Genomic DNA, 17,738 nt, shown 5'->3' on the forward strand with positions numbered 1-17,738 from the left:
ACTGGTTTTTTACAACTGCGCAACAGGATGCAGTCATTCGGTTATCGCCTAAATAATTCAAAATTCAGGAAGGCGGCAAACTCTGGCATCCCCGGTCACAGGGCAAACCCTGTGACCGGGGTGACTGAGCGCAGCCAACGCATCGGCAAGTTGAAGTATGACGGCGATAATTATTTTTTGCCTTCGACCCATTTACCATCAACAAAGAACGCCGTCCAGCCAGTGGCTTTACCGTCTTTCTCAGAGGAAACGTACTGCTGCTTGGTCTTACGGCTGAAACGTACCATCGATTTATTGCCTTCCGGGTCAGCGACTGGCGCATCGGCCAGATAGCTCAGTTTTTCCGGCAGACGATCTTTAAAGCGTTTCAGTTCTTCCACCAGCGGCGCACGGGTTTCGCGCGATTTAGGGAAAGTATTGGCCGCAAGGAAGACACCAGCCGCACCATCACGCAGAACGAAATAGGCGTCTGATTTCTCACACGGCAATTCTGGCAATGGAACCGGATCTTCTTTCGGCGGTGCAACGTCACCGTTACGTAAGATCTTACGGGTGTTTTTACACTCGTCGTTGGTACAGCCCATGTACTTACCGAAACGCCCCATTTTCAGGTGCATCTCAGAACCACATTTCTCGCACTCAACGATCGGGCCGTCATAGCCCTTGATGCGGAACTCGCCCTGCTCGATTTCGTAGCCATCACATTCCGGGTTATTACCGCAGACATGCAATTTACGCTGATTGTCGATGAGATAGCTGTCCATCGCCGTGCCGCATTTGCCGCAACGACGTTTCGCACGCAGCGCATTGGCTTCGGCTTCGTCGCCTTCCAGAATGTTGAGCACTTCGGCATCAGCAATCAGGTTGATGGTGGTTTTGCAGCGCTCTTTCGGCGGCAACGCATAACCGGAACAACCCAGGAACACGCCGGTGCTGGCGGTGCGGATCCCCATCGGACGGCCACAGGTCGGGCATTCGATGCTGGTCAGTACCATCTGATTCGGGCGCATACCGCCTTCCTCAGGATCTTTCTCGGCGGTTTCTAACTGCTGGCTGAATTCACTGAAGAATTCATCGAGAACCGCTTTCCATTCCGCCTTGTTATTAGCGACCTGATCCAGCCCGTCTTCCATGCGTGCGGTGAAATCGTAGTTCATCAGTTCGCGGAAGTTTTCTTCCAGACGATCGGTGACGATTTCGCCCATTTTCTCGGCATAGAAACGACGGTTTTCAACGTGTACGTAACCGCGATCCTGAATGGTCGAAATGATCGACGCATAAGTAGACGGACGGCCAATGCCACGTTTTTCCAGCTCTTTAACCAGTGATGCTTCGCTGAAACGCGCAGGCGGTTTGGTGAAGTGCTGAGTTGGCAGCAGTTGTTGCAGCTCCAGTTCAGTACCCACTTCAATCGCCGGTAAGGTTCTGTCTTCGTCGCCTTTACGCAACGCAGGCATCACTTTGGTCCAGCCATCAAAACGCAGCGTACGGCCTTTGGCACGCAGGGAATAATCACCGGCTTTAACCGTCAGTGTGGTGGAATCGTACTGAGCTGGTGTCATCTGACACGCCACAAACTGGCGCCAGATCAGCTGATACAGACGCTGTGCATCCGCTTCCATATCTTTCAGCTGTTCGGAAACAACGGCCACATCAGAAGGACGAATCGCTTCGTGCGCTTCCTGAGAGTTCTCTTTGTTGCTGTACTGCAGCGGGGCTTTCGGCAGGTATTTATCGCCGAAATTCTCGCCAATATAGCCGCGTACCATTTCCACCGCGTCCTGGCTCAGGTTGGTGGAGTCAGTACGCATATAGGTAATGTGACCGGCTTCGTACAGACGCTGGGCCATCATCATGGTTTTCTTCACACCAAAGCTCAGACGCGTACTGGCCGCCTGTTGCAACGTAGAAGTAATGAACGGCGCACCCGGTTTGCTGCTGGTCGGTTTGTCTTCACGGTCAACCACGGTGTAACGCGCTTTCTCAAGCAGCGAAACGGCTGCGTGAGTCTGTTCTTTATTCACCGGCTTGAACGGTTTTTCCAGGTGATGCGTAACTTCCATTTGCAGGGCGGTTTCTTTCTTCGCCAGTAAATCTGCATGCAATTCCCAGTATTCTTCCGGCACGAACGCTTTGATTTCTTTCTCGCGTTCCACCACCAGACGCACTGCCACGGACTGAACACGGCCAGCGGATAAACCACGGGCAATTTTCTTCCACAGCAGCGGGGACACCATGTAACCCACCACGCGGTCCATAAAGCGACGCGCCTGCTGAGCGTTAACACGATCAATATTCAGTTCGCCGGGTTCTTTAAAGGCATTCTGAATCGCGTTTTTGGTAATTTCGTTAAATACCACACGGCTGAAACGTTTGTCATCACCGCCAATCACTTCCCGCAAATGCCAGGCAATCGCCTCTCCTTCGCGGTCAAGGTCGGTTGCGAGATAGATGTGGTCAGCTTTTTCCGCTAACGCTTTTAACTCAGCAACAACCTTTTCTTTACCGGGAAGTATTTCGTATTGAGCAGCCCAGCCATGAAACGGATCGACGCCCATGCGATTAACCAGCGCAGTTTTCTCATCCTTTTTTACTTTTTTCTTTGTTTTTTCTTCGGTTGAGACGGCGGTTTTTTTAGCAGCGGATCCACTGGTCGGTAAATCACGGATATGACCGACGCTGGACTTAACCACGTAGTCATTTCCTAAATATTTATTAATCGTTTTGGCTTTTGCCGGGGACTCAACTATTACGAGAGCTTTGCCCATAATTACCTTTACCTGAATGATTCTTCATCAACTGAAGAAGATTTTGTCTAGTTATGCCGCGGCACAATATCACGTCTTTTTTTATATTGCGGCAGTGAGTCAGAACGTCAACTCATTTCTTTAAAAGAAGGAGCGAACTGACTTCCAGAGGTTCAAAACACTGATTCTGCAAGGGATTAACCAGACAGGGCTCAGCAGAATGCGCCCATTTTCATGTCAAATAATGACCAAGCGTAAACAAAACATTCCACCTGAAGCCACAAAATCCCACACTCTACCTGATTAAAATCGTCACGCAAACTAATTAACACGTAAACGCTCTTTTCGCCAATCCGTGCAAACTCTTGACTGTTTAGTTCAAATAACAATCAACCGTTCAGGTGGATTACCCACAGCAGATTTGCGGTTTTCTCCGTCGCGGGATTACAATAACGTCAGCAATTATAGTGGGGAGTAAATATCATGCACGAAAATACATCGGCAATTAGTCGCGAAGCTTTACTGGTCGAGGCGAATAAGGTTATCCGTGAGCACGAAGATTACATGCACGGAATGCTGGCGACAGACGTTGAGCAGAAAGGCAATGTGCTGGTTTTCCGCGGGGAGTTTTTCATGGATGACGACGGTTTACCGACCAGAAAAACCACGGCAGTATTTAATATGTTTAAACACCTGGCGCATCTTTTTTCAGAAAAATACCATCTCGTCGATTAAGCGTAAAAAAAGACTAATAAAGGTTAACGTTACCGATTAACTCTTGCAGTAAATCGGGACAATAAAAAAGGGACAATAAAGTCCCTTTTTACTCTTAATGCTCAGCCAGAACGATTTATGCCCCGCCAGATCAGGCGTTACAATAACGGCTTCTGACTGCGCTGCAACCAGCGCAGGAACAGACGATCCGCGCTTTCTGCTGCACTGCCGGTAAACCGGTCCATCATGCGTTTGCGACGGCTGTAACGCACAGCGATCACTTCATGATTTTTCATTTCGGCAATCAGCAAATCATCACTTGTACCGATCGCATCAATCAGACCATTTTCTCGTGCCTGTGTACCGAACCAGTGTTCGCCGGTGGCTACCGCATTAATATCGAGTGAAGGACGGTTTTGATGTACAAACTCCTTGAACAACACATGCGTTTCGTTCAGGTCTTCACGGAATTTCTCGCGCCCTTCCTCGGTGTTTTCACCCAGCAACGTCAGCGTCCGTTTGAACTCACCCGCCGTATGCAACTCAATATCAATGTCGTTCTTTTTCAGCAAACGGTTGAAGTTAGGGATTTGCGCCACAACACCGATGGAACCGATGATGGCAAACGGCGCGGCAACGATTCTGTCCGCCACGCACGCCATCATATAACCGCCGCTGGCCGCCACTTTATCCACGGCAACGGTCAGGCGGATCCCGCTTTGACGCAGGCGAACAAGTTGTGAGGCCGCAAGGCCATAGCCGTGTACCACCCCGCCCGGACTTTCGAGGCGCAGCAGCACTTCGTCTTCCGGTGTCGCCACCGCCAGAACCGCCGAAATTTCTTCACGCAGCGACGTGACTTCGTGGGCGTCCATACTGCCTTTAAAATCGAGCACATACAGGCATGGTTTGCTTTTCGAGCCACCGGTTTTTGCCTGCAGTTTTTTCTGTTTGGCTTCCGCTTTGTCTTTTTTCTTCAGTTCCTTGCTGCGAATTTTCAGCTCGGCAGGATTCATACGCGCACTGCGCATTTCACGTTGCATTTCGCGGTATTGTTCGCCTAAGTCGATCAGCTGTAACTCACCTTTGCTGTGAGATTTACGGTGACGAAGGCCAATCACCAGAATTATCAGAGCGCCGATGGCGATCACTACAGTCACAACTTTGGCCAAAAACAGCCCATAAAGAGAAAGTAAATCCACAAAACCGCCTTATCTATGTGGTCATAAAACCGTGGTCAGAAAGATGTTGAACATTCTAGACAATCGTCGCTGCGGCGTCTTGTTTGAATATGACATTGTCAATCGTACGTAAAACTGAGTGCGCCAGTGTTCCAATTTTGTTACAAAAGAACTGTCCGTTTTTAGGTTAATCATTGAAACTCATGCTCATTTGAGGCATACAAGCGGTGATCACTGCCAAAACACCCCAAATTTTCGCCAAATGTCGGATCCCGGTTGAGCGCAATTTCTCCCGTTCCCGGCATTTTTGATATTAAGTGCGCCAGATGTGATGACGGCCATTTGCCGCCACATCGCACCCCGTTTAAGAGGACTGACTGTGCATTACCATCCTAAATCTGATTTGCTCAATAACCGCATTATTCTCATTACCGGCGCTGGCGACGGCATTGGTCGCGAAGCCGCCCTGACCTACGCCCGCTTCGGCGCGCAGCTGATTTTGCTGGGTCGCACTGAGAGCAAGCTGGCCAGCGTGCAGCAGGAAATTGCGGCAAGAAACCTGCGCCCGGCTTTTATTTATGCACTGGATTTACTGACCGCCAGCCAGCAGGATTGCCAGCGCGTTGCCGATCAAATCGCGCAATGGGTACCGCATCTCGACGGCGTTTTGCACAATGCAGGCCTGCTGACTGAGATTACGCCGATGGCCGAAATTCAGCTGCAGGACTGGATGAACGTGATGCAGGTTAACGTGAATGCGACCTTTATGCTGACGCAGGCGTTACTGCCGCTGATGCTGAAATCCGCCAGTTCTTCGCTGGTCTTCACCACCTCCAGCGTGGGACGCGAAGGCCGCAGCGGCTGGGGTGCCTATGCCGTGTCCAAATTCGCTACCGAAGGCATGATGCAGGTGCTGGCTGAAGAGCATAAGCATACCGGTTTGCGCGTCAACTGCATCAATCCGGGCGGTACGCGCACCAGCATGCGTGCCTCGGCGTTCCCTGATGAAAACAAAGATAAACTCAAAACACCGGCCGACATCATGCCGTTGTATCTTTACCTGATGGGCGATGACAGCCGCCGTAAAACCGGTATCAGTTTTGATGCCCAGCCGGGGCGTAAAGCCGGTCCGGCAGAATAATCACGGAGTCACTGATGACCGAAGATCGCCACAAGCAGCGCCAGCAAAAGCTGAAAGAACAGGTTGATGCACGTATTGATGCTGCCAAAGAACAACGCGGCATTCTGATTGTGTTTACCGGCAACGGTAAGGGCAAAACCACGGCGGCCTTTGGTACCGTCACCCGCGCCGTCGGGCATGGTATGCGTGCGGCAGTGATCCAGTTTATCAAGGGTGAATGGCCGAACGGCGAGAAGAATCTGCTCGAGCCGCACGGCGTGGAATTTCAGGTGATGGCGACCGGTTTTACCTGGGAAACGCAGAATAAAGAAACCGATACCGAAGCCTGTCAGGCCGTCTGGCAGCACGGAAAACGCATGCTGGCCGATGCCGCGTTGGATCTGGTGGTGCTCGATGAACTGACCTACATGATCAGTTTCGGCTATCTGGATTTACAGGATGTGGTGGACGCGCTAAATGCCCGTCCGGCGCACCAGACGGTGATTATTACCGGACGTGGTTGTCATCGTGATTTGCTGGAAATGGCCGATACCGTCAGCGAACTGCGGCCGGTAAAACATGCCTTTGACGCCGGTATTATGGCGCAACAGGGCATCGACTGGTGACGCCCTGTTTCACCGGTTAAAGCTCAATCTGACATTCTGCCAGCGTCGCCATTTCGTTATGAATCGCGCAGGCGGCATCAATCAGCGGTAACGCGAGCGCCGCGCCGCTGCCTTCGCCCAGCCGCAGGTTCAGATCAAAATATGGTGTCAGGCCCAGTGCTTCCAGCGCCAGCGTCGCGCCCTGCTCTGCCGAAAGATGAGAAGGAATGAGATAGGGTTTCAGCGCAGGCGCAATCTGGCATGCCGCCAGCGCTGATGCGTAAGAAAGAAAACCATCCAGTACCAGCGGAATACCAGCAGCTGCCGCTCCAATCATGGCACCCGCCATCGCCACCAGTTCAAAGCCCCCCACTTTCGCCATCACATCCAGCGCATCTGACGGGTCAGGCTGATTGACCGCAATGGCTTTTTCCACCACGCTGATTTTATGTGCCAGTCTGTCCGGTGACAGATTCGCACCCAGTCCGACGGTTTGCGCAGGCTGAGCACCGGTCAGCACCGCCACCATCGCCGCTGCGGGCGTGGTGTTTGCCATACCGAGTTCGCCGACAGCCAGCAGCGATAAACCGCTTTCAGCTTTAGCGATCACCCGTTCTGCACTCCAGATCAGCAATGACTCAGCCTGTTCGCGCGTCATCGCCGGGCCGGTGGCAATATTTCCCGTTCCCTGCGCGATTTTATGGTTGAGCGTGCCGGGAATATCCGGGCCAATGATCCCGCAATCAATCAGCGTAACCTGCGCACCGGCCGCTCTCGCCAGCACGGAAACCCCGGCTTTTCCCTGCACAATATTCACCGCCTGAATGGCAGTTACAACCTGCGGAGACGGCGTGACACCTTCCTGCCACACACCGTGATCGGCAGCCATCACCAGCACTTCTTTGCTCGGAAAATGCAACGGCTGATTGCCACGAATAGAGGCCAGCTGGATCGCCAGTTGTTCCAGGCGGCCAAGGCTGCCCAGCGGTTTAACCAGACTGTCGAGCCGTTCTGCCGCCTTCTGCGCGGCCTGTGTATCAGGTTCAGCAATCTGACGGAGGATATTTGCCAGCGAAGCCATCGGGTTGTCCTTACGAGTTTGAAAAGTTAAATACCGCTGTCGTTAAAACGCTGGATCACACAAGCGCCATGACTGAGATAGATTTCACACAGACAGCCCTGCTTAAACGGGAAGCGCCACATGTCGGAGGGTGCCAGTTTGAGCATCATCGCCAGCAACAGGCTGAGTGAACCCTGATGCGCGACGATCGCTAACCGGCTTTCCTGTGGGCGCAAATGCAGCTGCTGCAAAGCCTGACGGATACGCTGGGTGAAATCTGTAAAAGACTCGCCCTGCGGGACGTCGGCCTTTTGCCAGTCCTGACACCATGCCTGATAACCTTCAGCCTGCGAGGCTTCCAGTTCCTTGTGATGGCGCATTTCCCAGTCGCCAAACGCCATCTCCTGCAACAGCGGCTGAGTTTCCATCGTCAGCTCGCGCCCGTGAGCAATAATAGCCGCCGTATCTCGGCTGCGGCGCATATCTGTGTGGATCAGCGCATCGAGCGGCACAGACGCCAGCTGGCGGCCGACGTGCTGCGCCTGCCGCTCACCTTCAGCAGTCAGCGCAATGTCGCTGCTGCCGCAAAAAACGCCGCTTACGTTAGCCTGAGTTTGTCCGTGCCGTATCAGATACAGTTTCATCTTTTTGTCCTTTATCTCAGTGCCATAGCAGGAAAAACAGGAAGACCAGTTCGCTTAATTCGCATGCTGCACCCAGGGTATCACCGGTCTGACCGCCAATGCGGCTGGCAACGAAACCCCGGAAACCGAAGACAAACAGCAGCGTCACCAGCAATGCAAACAGGGATGATAATCCGCCGATGAACAACACGAGCGCCGCCATCAGCAGCAATGTGACACCGAAGCGCCCTTCACTGATTTTACCGATAAATAAATTGCCCATTCCCGATTCGCGGGCATAAACCTGACGGTACATCATCACCGCCATCATGCCACGCCCGACAACCGGTGTGACGATAAGAAGCGCCAGCACCGGCAATCCGTCAGCACTCATCTGATAAATCAGCGCTGTCCGCAGTACAACGGCCACAATCAGCGCCAGCGCGCCATTAGTGCCGATGCGGCTGTCGCGCATGATTTCAAGGATCCGCTCGCGGCTGCGCACCGAAAACAAACCGTCGCAACTGTCAGCTAATCCGTCGAGATGCAGACCGCCGGTCAGCATAATGTGCGCGATGACAACGGCGATTGCTGCGACAAGCGCGCCGACATGCGGCATGACAATCCACCATACCAGCGCGGTCAGTAAACCCATCACCAGTCCGACCAGCGGAAAACAGACAATCCCGCGGGAATACTCTTTCAGTTCAACGCCGTCGCACCCTCGTTCCTTCACCGGAATGCGGGTAAGGAACTGCAACATCGCCAGAAACTGCCGCCAAAAAGCCATAATAAATTCCCTTTTCTGAGTGGTTTTATTCCGATGTTTTTACCGGTAGCGGAATGCCGGAGACAATCAGGTAAACGTCGTCCGCTGCGGCGGCCAGTTGCTGATTTACCCGCCCGGCGATATCACGAAAACGCCGCGCCAGCAGGTTGTCCGGCACGATACCCATGCCCACTTCGTTGGTGACGATAATCACTTCGGATTCAGGATGTTGCGCAGCTTCCATCAGCTGTGCAACTTGCGAAAAAATGTGCTGTTCTATCGCGTCAAAATCCATCTCTTCCGGCGGTGCTTCACCGGCAATATCAAACAGAAGATTGGTGATAAGCGTCGTGATGCACTCGATAATAATGGTCGGGAACTGCGCCTGATGCGCACGCACAACACTACCCAGGTCACGATAACTTTCAAAAGTATGCCAGTGAGCCGGACGTTGTTGCTGGTGATAACGGATGCGCTCCGCCATTTCTGCATCGGTCACGACTGAGGTGGCGATATACAGCACCTCGCCGCCACGTTTTTCAGCCACCTGCTCGGCAAAACGGCTTTTACCGCTGCGGGCACCGCCGGTGATCAGCATCATAATCGGCTCCATGCTTTCTGTTGGTTAATTCAACATTCGTCAGAAATGACGTTATGCCCTGAATTTTGAGCAAAAAAAACCGCAGTCACTGACTGCGGTTTATGAGCATAGACGTAAGTGCATCGCTTGTCAGCGATTAACCCCGTTTTGCCGGTCCGGTTGCGCGACGTGCCGGTGCAACCTGAGTGTGGCGCTTAACAGCACGACGGATCTGGTTAGCTTTCACACGACGACGGTCACGTTCAACCGGCAGTTTGCTGACGGTTTCTTCGGTCATATCGACCAGTGTGCGCAGATAGTTGATGTCTGGCAGATCCAGCTCTTTATAGCCGCCACGAGGCAGGCCTTTAGGCAGGTTCAGGTCACCATAACGCACGCGGATCAGGCGACTGACCTGCACGCCAACGGCTTCCCACAGACGACGAACTTCGCGGTTACGCCCTTCTGTCAGGGTCACGTTGTACCACTGGTTCAGGCCTTCGCCGCCCTGGAATTTGATCGAGCGGAATGCCGCAGGACCGTCTTCCAGCTGCACGCCACGGCTCAGTTGTTTGATTTTTTCATCATCAACCTGACCGAACACACGTACGGCATATTCGCGTTCAACTTCACGGCTCGGGTGCATCAGGCGGTTAGCCAGTTCACCGTCGGTGGTGAATAACAGCAGGCCGGAGGTGTTAACGTCCAGACGACCTACCGCAATCCAGCGTGAACCGCGCATTTTTGGCAGACGGTCAAAGACGGTCGGACGGCCTTCCGGATCACTGCGCGTACACAACTCGCCTTCCGGCTTGTAGTACGCCAGCACGCGGCAGACAGTGTCCTGAGATTCCATCACTGACAGAACGTGGCCATCAAGACGAATTTTGGTGCCGCCGGTAACTTCCACGCGGTCGCCCAGCGTAGAAATTTTACCGTCAACGCTGACGCGGCCAGCCTGGATCATCGCTTCAACTTCACGACGTGAACCGTGGCCTGCACGCGCCAGGACTTTTTGCAGCTTTTCGCTTTGGCCTTCGGTGCTGTCCAGTGCGTTCTTCGGCTTCTGGTATTTCACTTCTTCTTCTTCGCCGTTTTCATCAAACAGCGCTTCAGCTTTAGGTTTGGTACCACGCGGTTTTAGCGGCGCGCGAGGTTTTTCACCACGGGCATTTTCCGGACGACCCGGTTTGCCTGTACGTGGTTTTTCAATACGGGAGTTTTCGGTGCGTGAATCGCCGCGGCCTGCGTCAGAACGTGGTTTGTCTGAACGCGGCTTGTCGCTGCGTGGTTTATCTGTACGTGGTTTGTCAGTACGTGGCTTTTCGCCGCGCTTTTCAGCCCGTGACGGTTCCGGACGGCTTTTAGCTGCGCCGGAATTTCTGCCACTTTTTGGCTTGTCACCAGATGGACGTGCCGGTTTGGCTTTATCGCTGGTGTGCTTCTGGGAATTATACTTCTCGCTCATTGAGCAGCCTCATTTGTCGCCTTCACAGGCGTCGGGGGGAGCCGGCAGCATGACGTGATTCGCCATCTGCCCGCCAAAATTCAGTTATTGCGTAGTGATACAACGACTTACAAAAAAGTCAGCCCGCCATTATACACATTTATCAGTAATTTGTATCCCGCTAAGGACGTTACGGGCTGATTATTTTTCAAACAAAATGTAAAAAATGGCTCACGGGAAGATCAGCGGAAAGGTGCCGGATCGCCCGCGCCTTCACGTATCACTTCCGGTGACGCTTCGGTCAGGTCAATCACCGTCGTCGGTTGCTGACCGAGGGATCCGCCGTCAATCACCAGATCAACCAGCTTGCCTAAATTATCCTTGATGTCTTCCGGATCAGATTCTGCAAAGTCATTGCCCGGCAGCATCAGCGTGGTGGACATCAGCGGCTCACCTAGTGCATCGAGTAATGCGACAGCAATCGGGTTTGATGGCACGCGCAGACCAATGGTTTTACGCTTCTCACTCATCAGGCGACGCGGCACTTCTTTGGTCGCTTTCAGAATGAACGTGTAGTTACCTGGCGTGTTATTTTTGATCAGACGAAATGCCGAATTATCCACGTAAGCGTAAGTGGACAGCTCAGAGAGATCACGGCACATCAGAGTAAAGTTGTGGTTTCCGTCTAACTGACGGATGCGGCAAATGCGCTCCATCGCGTTCTTTTCTTCCAGACGACAACCCAGCGCATAGCCTGAGTCCGTCGGATAAACGATCACATTGCCCTTGCGCAGCAATTCAACCGCCTGATTAATCAGACGTGGCTGCGGATTTTCAGGGTGAATATAAAAATATTGACTCATTGTTCCCTCTTAATTCTTCTTCTGCGGTCGGGCTTCAGACCAGTTCAATTTCAGGCTGTTTCCCGGCGACCGGCCAGTGTTGCCATACCGGTTCAACGCCTGCGGGAAGCCAAAGTTTGCGCCCCAGCTCAATCCACGAACAGGGCTGATGAAAATCAGACCCCTGCGAGGCGAGCAAATTATAGTCACGGGCGTAAGCCGCCAGTTGCGCACGCTCATTGGGTGCCTGCTGACACTGCGCGACTTCCATCGCATCGCCGCCCTGTTCCGCAAAGAACGCGAGCAGGCGTTTCAGCCATTTTGTGGACAAGTCATAACGCCCCGGATGGGCGACCACGGCCTGTCCGCCAGACTGATGAATCGCATCAATCGCTTGTTCTATTGTACACCACTGTGGCGGAACATAGCCGGTCTTGCCTTTGGCGAGGAATTTTTTGAACACCTGGGCGATATTATCAGCCGCACCGAATTCCACCAGATAGCGGGCAAAGTGTGCCCGGGTGACGGCACCACCATCGGCCAGACGCAACGCGCCTTCCCATGCACCTTCGATACGCGCTTTCGCCAGACGACGGCCCATTTCCTGCGCACGTTGCTGACGTAAATCGGCCTGCACTTTCAGCAGTTCGATCATCGCCGGATGCAAAGGGTCGATGCCCAGCCCGACGATGTGAATTTCATGGTTTTCCCACAATGTAGAAATTTCAACACCGTTCACCAGTTGCAACGGCAGCTGATTTTCAGCAATGGCTTGTGCCGCCCGCGCCAGCCCTTCCGTGCTGTCGTGATCGGTGATCGCCAGAACGCCCACCCGCATTTCCACCGCACGCGCGACCAGTGCTTCAGGCGTTAGATAGCCGTCCGACGCCGTGGTATGGCTGTGAAGATCGTAGATCGTGAATGCAGTGCTGGGGGTCTGATCGTCTGCTGAAGATGAAGTGTTTACGGGTAAAGTCGTCGTCACGTGGGGAATTAACCTGTTTCTGAATGCAGCGCCCATCATAACGCGTTAGGGCTTTTCACGTTAGGGATGATTTTCACCTGAACGTGATGCACTGCAACGGTGCGATAACACTTTTTGCACAATACAGCCGCACCACGGCCGCACTAAAGCGGGGAAGTGCATGAAAAAGAGGGTTGACTTTACATCGCTGAACTAGTTTACTAGTACGCAAGTTCACGGGACAGTTCAGAAATGAACAGCGTGACAAACCGATTCAGAAAGCTTACGTTTTAAAGACGTTAGCTTCATAAACAAACAAGAGTGTCTGATGATGAAAACTCACATGATGGCGGTTCTCAGCTGGTGGCGTACTTCCCTTTGGCGGGCGGAATAATCACGCATAGCTGTCATCAGACGCTGCAAGATTTCCGAAGCCCGCATAATGCGGGCTTTTTTGTGGCCGTCTATTTGAAATCTGTTTTACAGAAACGTTAAAAAATTTCAGGAAGCAAAATGACTATTCAGAAACCACGATTAGAATTGCTGACCGCAGAAGGATGTTATCGCAGCGACCCGACGGCCATTTTCCACCAGCTTTGTGGCGCACGCCCGGCTACGCTGCTGCTTGAATCCTCAGAAGTGACCAGCAAAGAAAACCTGAAGAGCCTGTTGATTGTTGACAGCGCCCTGCGCATCACCGCGCTGGGTTCCCGGGTTTCCATTCAGGCACTGACCCCCAACGGCGCGGCTTTACTGTCACTGATTGACGCCGCATTACCGGCTGAAATCCGCAATGATGTTCGTCCGAACGGTCGCGAACTGAGCTTCCCGGTGATTGACCAGATGCAGGACGAAGATGCCCGTCTGCGTTCACGTTCCGTATTTGACGCACTGCGTAGCATTCTGACCTCAGTTGAAACGCCTGCTGATGAACGCGAGGCGATGTTCCTCGGCGGTCTGTTTGCTTATGACCTGGTCGCCGGTTTCGAAGATTTACCGCAACTGCCTTCTGATCAGCGCTGCCCGGATTTCTGTTTCTATCTGGCAGAAACCCTGCTGGTGCTTGACCATCAGAACCGCTCCTGCCGTCTGCAGGCCAGCTTGTTTACACCTTCAGCTGAAGAGAAACAGCGCCTGCACGAGCGTCTGGAACAGTTGCAACATCAGCTGCAATTACCGGCGCACGCCATTGCGCATCAGAGCGTGCCGGAAATGCAACTGAGCGTGAACCAGAGTGACGAGGTGTTCGGTGCCGTTGTTGAAAAAATGAAAGTGGCGATCCGCGCCGGTGAAATTTTCCAGGTCGTGCCTTCACGTCGTTTCTCACTGCCGTGCCCTGCTCCGCTGGCCGCTTATGAAACGCTGAAAAACAACAACCCGAGCCCGTACATGTTTTTCATGCAGGACAACGATTTCACGTTGTTCGGCGCATCGCCAGAGAGCGCGCTGAAATATGACGCGACGAATCGCCAGATCGAAATCTATCCGATTGCAGGCACACGCCCGCGCGGTCGCCGTGCTGACGGTTCACTGGATTTAGATCTCGACAGCCGCATCGAACTGGAAATGCGTACCGATCATAAAGAACTGGCCGAGCATCTGATGCTGGTGGATTTAGCGCGTAACGACCTGGCGCGTATCTGTGAACCTGGCAGCCGTTACGTCGCCGACCTGACCAAAGTTGACCGTTATTCTTTCGTGATGCATCTGGTGTCCCGCGTGGTCGGCACACTGCGTCATGACCTGGACGTGCTGCATGCTTATCAGGCCGTCATGAATATGGGCACGCTGACCGGCGCACCGAAAGTTCGCGCTATGCAGCTGATTTCCGCTTCCGAGCAGACACGTCGCGGCAGTTACGGCGGCGCGGTTGGCTACTTCACCGCTCACGGTGATTTAGATACCTGCATCGTGATCCGCTCAGCCTATGTCGAAGACGGCATTGCCACCGTGCAGGCAGGCGGCGGCGTGGTGCTGGATTCCGTCCCGCAAGCTGAAGCCGACGAAACCCGTAATAAAGCCCGTGCAGTCCTGCGCGCCATCGCCACCGCCCACAATGCGAAAGAGGTATTTTAAGATGGCCGATATCTTACTCATCGATAACATCGATTCCTTTACTTACAACCTCGTCGATCAGCTGCGTTCAAGTGGTCATAACGTGGTGATTTACCGCAATCAGATCCCGGCTGACGTGATTATTGAAAAACTCAGCCAGCTGGAAAAACCCGTGCTGGTGCTTTCTCCGGGTCCGGGTACGCCTTCCGAAGCGGGCTGTATGCCGGAACTGCTGAAACGTCTGCGCGGTCAGTTACCGATTATCGGTATCTGCCTGGGTCATCAGGCGATTGTCGAAACCTACGGCGGATTTGTAGGTCAGGCGGGTGAAATTCTGCACGGTAAAGCGTCTTCTGTTACGCATGACAACGAAGCGATGTTTGCCGGTATGAACAACCCGCTGCCGGTAGCACGTTATCACTCGCTGGTCGGCAGCCAGATCCCCGACGGTCTGACCGTTAACGCCCGTTTCGGCGACATGGTGATGGCAGTGCGTCACGAAGAAGATCGCGTTTGCGGTTTCCAGTTCCATCCGGAATCCATCTTAACTTCACAGGGCGCCCGTCTGCTTGAGCAGACACTGGCCTGGGCTTTGGCGTAAGGAGAACTGTCATGAAAACGCAAACTATTCCCGGCATTCTCGAAAATCTGTTTCGCGCTCAGACAATGACGCAGGAAGAAAGCCAGCAGTTATTTACCGCCATCGTGAATGGCGAACTGGAACCGGCGCAGCTGGCCGGTGCATTAATCAGCATGAAAGTGCGTGGCGAACAACCGGCTGAAATCGCCGGTGCCGCCAAAGCGTTGCTGGCACACGCGGAACCGTTCCCGCGTCCTGATTATCAGTTCGCAGACATTGTCGGCACCGGCGGCGATGGCACCAACAGCATCAACATTTCTACCGCCAGCGCCTTTGTGGCCGCGGCGTGTGGCGCTCGCGTGGCGAAACACGGCAACCGCAGCGTGTCCAGCCGTTCGGGCTCGTCGGATTTACTGGCGGCGTTTGGTATCCGTCTGGATATGCCAGCGGAAGAATCCCGCGCCGCGCTGGATGACCTGAACGTGTGTTTCCTGTTCGCACCGCAATATCACACTGGTTTTCGCCATGCGATGCCGGTGCGCAAAGCACTGAAAACCCGCACGCTGTTTAACGTGCTGGGTCCGCTGATTAATCCGGCACGTCCGCCGCTGGCGCTGATTGGCGTGTACAGCCCGGAGCTGGTGCAGCCGATTGCCGAAACATTGCGTGCGCTGGGATATGAGCGTGCGGCAGTGGTTCACGGCGGCGGAATGGATGAGGTTGCTATCCACGCAGCCACACAGGTTGCCGAGCTGAAAGACGGTAAAATCACCACTTATGAACTGACGCCGCAGGACTTCGGTCTGGATAATTATCCGATTGAATCCTTGCTGGGCGGCGAGCCGGAAGAAAACCGTGACATTCTGGCACGCTTATTACAAGGTAAAGGAGATCCGGCCCATGAAGCCGCGGTAGCCGTCAATGTGGCGATGTTACTGCGTCTGTTCGGTCAGGAAGACTTAAAGCAAAACGCACAACAGGCTTTGGCCGTCATGCGCAGCGGTGAACCTTACCAGCGCGTGCTGGCATTGGCAGCAAGAGGATAAGTGATGCAGCAGGAAACCGTGCTCCACAAAATTGTTCGCGACAAGGAAATTTGGGTCGCGGCACGCAAAGAACAACAACCGCTGGCCAGCTTTCAGAACGAAATAACTCAGAGCCAGCGCAGTTTCTACCATGCCCTGCAAGGTGCAAGAACGGCCTTTATTCTGGAGTGTAAACAAGCCTCTCCGTCGAAAGGGAAGATCCGCGAAAACTTCGATCCGGTAGAAATCGCCAGTGTTTATAAAGACCATGCGTCCGCCATTTCAGTATTAACCGATGAGAAATACTTCCAGGGCAGTTTTGATTTCCTGCCGCTGGTCAGCAAAACCGTCACACAGCCGGTGCTGTGCAAAGATTTTATTATCGACCCGTATCAGATCCACCTGGCCCGCTTTTATCAGGCCGATGCGATTTTGCTGATGCTGTCAGTGCTGGATGATGACCAGTACGTTCAGCTCGCCGCCGTCGCTCACAGCCTGAATATGGGCGTACTGACCGAAGCGAGTAATGAAGAAGAACTGGATCGCGCCGTTAAGCTGAAAGCGAAAGTGGTCGGTATCAATAACCGCGACCTGCGCGATTTATCCATCGACCTGAACCGCACCCGTGAACTGGCACCGCGCGTTCCGCACGGCGTGACGGTCATCAGTGAATCCGGCATTAATACTTACGGGCAAATTCGTGAGCTCAGCCGCTTCGCCAATGGTTTCCTGATTGGCAGCGCGCTGATGTCAGAACAAGATTTGTCCGCTGCCGTGCGTCGTGTGCTGCTCGGTGATAATAAAGTCTGCGGCCTGACCCGCGCTGAGGACGCCAAAGCGGCGTACGACGCCGGTGCCATTTATGGCGGACTGATTTTTGTCGAAACCTCACCGCGTTTCGTCACACAAACGCTGGCGAAAGAAGTGCAGAACGGCGCGCCGCTGAAATATGTCGGCGTGTTCCGCGATGAAACCGTCAGCACAGTGGTACAAACCGCAGAGATTCTGAAACTGACCGCCGTGCAACTTCACGGCGATGAGAGCCAGGCCTATATCGATGAACTGCGCGCAGCGCTGCCGGAAGCCGTGCAGATCTGGAAAGCGCTGAGCGTCAAAGAAACATTGCCCGCGCGCGACCTGAACCACGTGGATCGTTACGTGCTCGACAACGGCAAAGGCGGCACCGGTTATCGTTTCGACTGGAGTAAACTGGCCGGTCACGATCTGAGCAATACGTTACTCGCCGGTGGCCTGAGCGCTGATAACTGTGTTGAAGCCGCACAGCTCGGTTGTGCAGGTCTGGATTTCAACTCCGGTGTTGAAAGCGAGCCGGGCATCAAAGATGCCGAAAAAATTACCGCCGTATTCCAGACATTGCGGGCGTACTAAGCCGCACGCAATGACGCAAAAATTGACAGACAGGACG

At 53.6% G+C, this 17,738-nt stretch carries 14 protein-coding genes, 1 pseudogene and 1 other annotated feature; of the genes and pseudogenes, 6 read left to right on the forward strand and 9 right to left on the reverse strand.

What is annotated here, in order from left to right; genetic code table 11:
• Window positions 1-170 precede the first annotated feature (170 nt).
• Window positions 171-2,768 (reverse strand): type I DNA topoisomerase, encoded by a 2,598-nt coding sequence (gene topA / locus CKQ54_RS16240; protein WP_120161421.1) that lies wholly within the window; start codon window positions 2,766-2,768, stop codon window positions 171-173.
• 462 nt (window positions 2,769-3,230) lie between these two features.
• Between topA and CKQ54_RS16245 the strand changes: the two genes are divergently transcribed.
• The gene (locus CKQ54_RS16245; RefSeq protein ID WP_112288850.1) at window positions 3,231-3,482 is read left to right on the forward strand and encodes a YciN family protein; all 252 of its coding nucleotides are present in this window, start codon (window positions 3,231-3,233) and stop codon (window positions 3,480-3,482) included.
• 137 nt (window positions 3,483-3,619) lie between these two features.
• On the opposite strand, the gene sohB is transcribed toward CKQ54_RS16245, so the two are convergent.
• The gene (gene sohB, locus CKQ54_RS16250; protein ID WP_120161419.1) at window positions 3,620-4,663 is read right to left on the reverse strand and encodes a protease SohB; all 1,044 of its coding nucleotides are present in this window, start codon (window positions 4,661-4,663) and stop codon (window positions 3,620-3,622) included.
• Window positions 4,664-5,021: 358 nt separating this feature from the next.
• Between sohB and CKQ54_RS16255 the strand changes: the two genes are divergently transcribed.
• Window positions 5,022-5,783, forward strand: coding sequence for a YciK family oxidoreductase (locus CKQ54_RS16255; RefSeq protein ID WP_120161417.1), 762 nt, complete (start codon window positions 5,022-5,024; stop codon window positions 5,781-5,783).
• A 14-nt stretch (window positions 5,784-5,797) separates the two neighbouring features.
• The gene (gene cobO / locus CKQ54_RS16260; protein WP_120161415.1) at window positions 5,798-6,388 is read left to right on the forward strand and encodes a cob(I)yrinic acid a,c-diamide adenosyltransferase; all 591 of its coding nucleotides are present in this window, start codon (window positions 5,798-5,800) and stop codon (window positions 6,386-6,388) included.
• Window positions 6,389-6,404: 16 nt separating this feature from the next.
• On the opposite strand, the gene cobT is transcribed toward cobO, so the two are convergent.
• The 7 genes from cobT to rnm form a co-directional block, all read right to left on the reverse strand.
• Window positions 6,405-7,448, reverse strand: coding sequence for a nicotinate-nucleotide--dimethylbenzimidazole phosphoribosyltransferase (gene cobT / locus CKQ54_RS16265; protein ID WP_120161413.1), 1,044 nt, complete (start codon window positions 7,446-7,448; stop codon window positions 6,405-6,407).
• A 26-nt stretch (window positions 7,449-7,474) separates the two neighbouring features.
• Complete coding sequence (gene cobC / locus CKQ54_RS16270; protein ID WP_120161412.1) at window positions 7,475-8,071, reverse strand: alpha-ribazole phosphatase; 597 nt, start codon at window positions 8,069-8,071, stop codon at window positions 7,475-7,477.
• A 16-nt stretch (window positions 8,072-8,087) separates the two neighbouring features.
• Window positions 8,088-8,840 carry an adenosylcobinamide-GDP ribazoletransferase gene (gene cobS, locus CKQ54_RS16275; RefSeq protein WP_120161410.1) on the reverse strand — a complete coding sequence of 251 codons (753 nt, stop codon included), beginning with the start codon at window positions 8,838-8,840 and terminating at the stop codon, window positions 8,088-8,090.
• 25 nt (window positions 8,841-8,865) lie between these two features.
• A complete protein-coding gene (gene cobU / locus CKQ54_RS16280; protein ID WP_120161466.1) occupies window positions 8,866-9,420 on the reverse strand; it encodes a bifunctional adenosylcobinamide kinase/adenosylcobinamide-phosphate guanylyltransferase in 555 nt (184 codons plus the stop codon).
• Window positions 9,421-9,556: 136 nt separating this feature from the next.
• Window positions 9,557-10,477 (reverse strand): 23S rRNA pseudouridine(2605) synthase RluB, encoded by a 921-nt coding sequence (gene rluB / locus CKQ54_RS16285; RefSeq protein ID WP_240783389.1) that lies wholly within the window; start codon window positions 10,475-10,477, stop codon window positions 9,557-9,559.
• Between the two features lie 611 nt (window positions 10,478-11,088).
• The gene (locus CKQ54_RS16290) at window positions 11,089-11,709 is read right to left on the reverse strand and encodes an L-threonylcarbamoyladenylate synthase (RefSeq protein WP_112288841.1); all 621 of its coding nucleotides are present in this window, start codon (window positions 11,707-11,709) and stop codon (window positions 11,089-11,091) included.
• Between the two features lie 34 nt (window positions 11,710-11,743).
• Window positions 11,744-12,673 (reverse strand): RNase RNM, encoded by a 930-nt coding sequence (rnm, locus tag CKQ54_RS16295; RefSeq protein ID WP_425272789.1) that lies wholly within the window; start codon window positions 12,671-12,673, stop codon window positions 11,744-11,746.
• Window positions 12,674-13,007: 334 nt separating this feature from the next.
• Window positions 13,008-13,110: a sequence feature (Trp leader region), on the forward strand.
• A gap of 55 nt (window positions 13,111-13,165) precedes the next feature.
• On the opposite strand from rnm, the gene CKQ54_RS16300 reads away from it, so the two are divergent.
• The 3 genes and pseudogenes from CKQ54_RS16300 to trpCF all read left to right on the forward strand — a co-directional run bounded on the left by CKQ54_RS16300 (window position 13,166) and on the right by trpCF (window position 17,701).
• Entirely contained in the window at window positions 13,166-14,728 is a 1,563-nt protein-coding gene (locus tag CKQ54_RS16300; protein WP_120161406.1) for an anthranilate synthase component 1, read from the forward strand.
• Between the two features lies 1 nt (window position 14,729).
• Window positions 14,730-16,333, forward strand: a pseudogene (gene trpD / locus CKQ54_RS25800) (bifunctional anthranilate synthase glutamate amidotransferase component TrpG/anthranilate phosphoribosyltransferase TrpD).
• Between the two features lie 3 nt (window positions 16,334-16,336).
• Window positions 16,337-17,701, forward strand: a complete 1,365-nt coding sequence (trpCF, locus tag CKQ54_RS16315) for a bifunctional indole-3-glycerol-phosphate synthase TrpC/phosphoribosylanthranilate isomerase TrpF (RefSeq protein ID WP_120161403.1) — start codon at window positions 16,337-16,339, stop codon at window positions 17,699-17,701.
• Window positions 17,702-17,738 lie beyond the last annotated feature (37 nt).

This window comes from Rahnella variigena (assembly GCF_003610915.1).
GTDB lineage: Bacteria > Pseudomonadota > Gammaproteobacteria > Enterobacterales > Enterobacteriaceae > Rahnella > Rahnella variigena.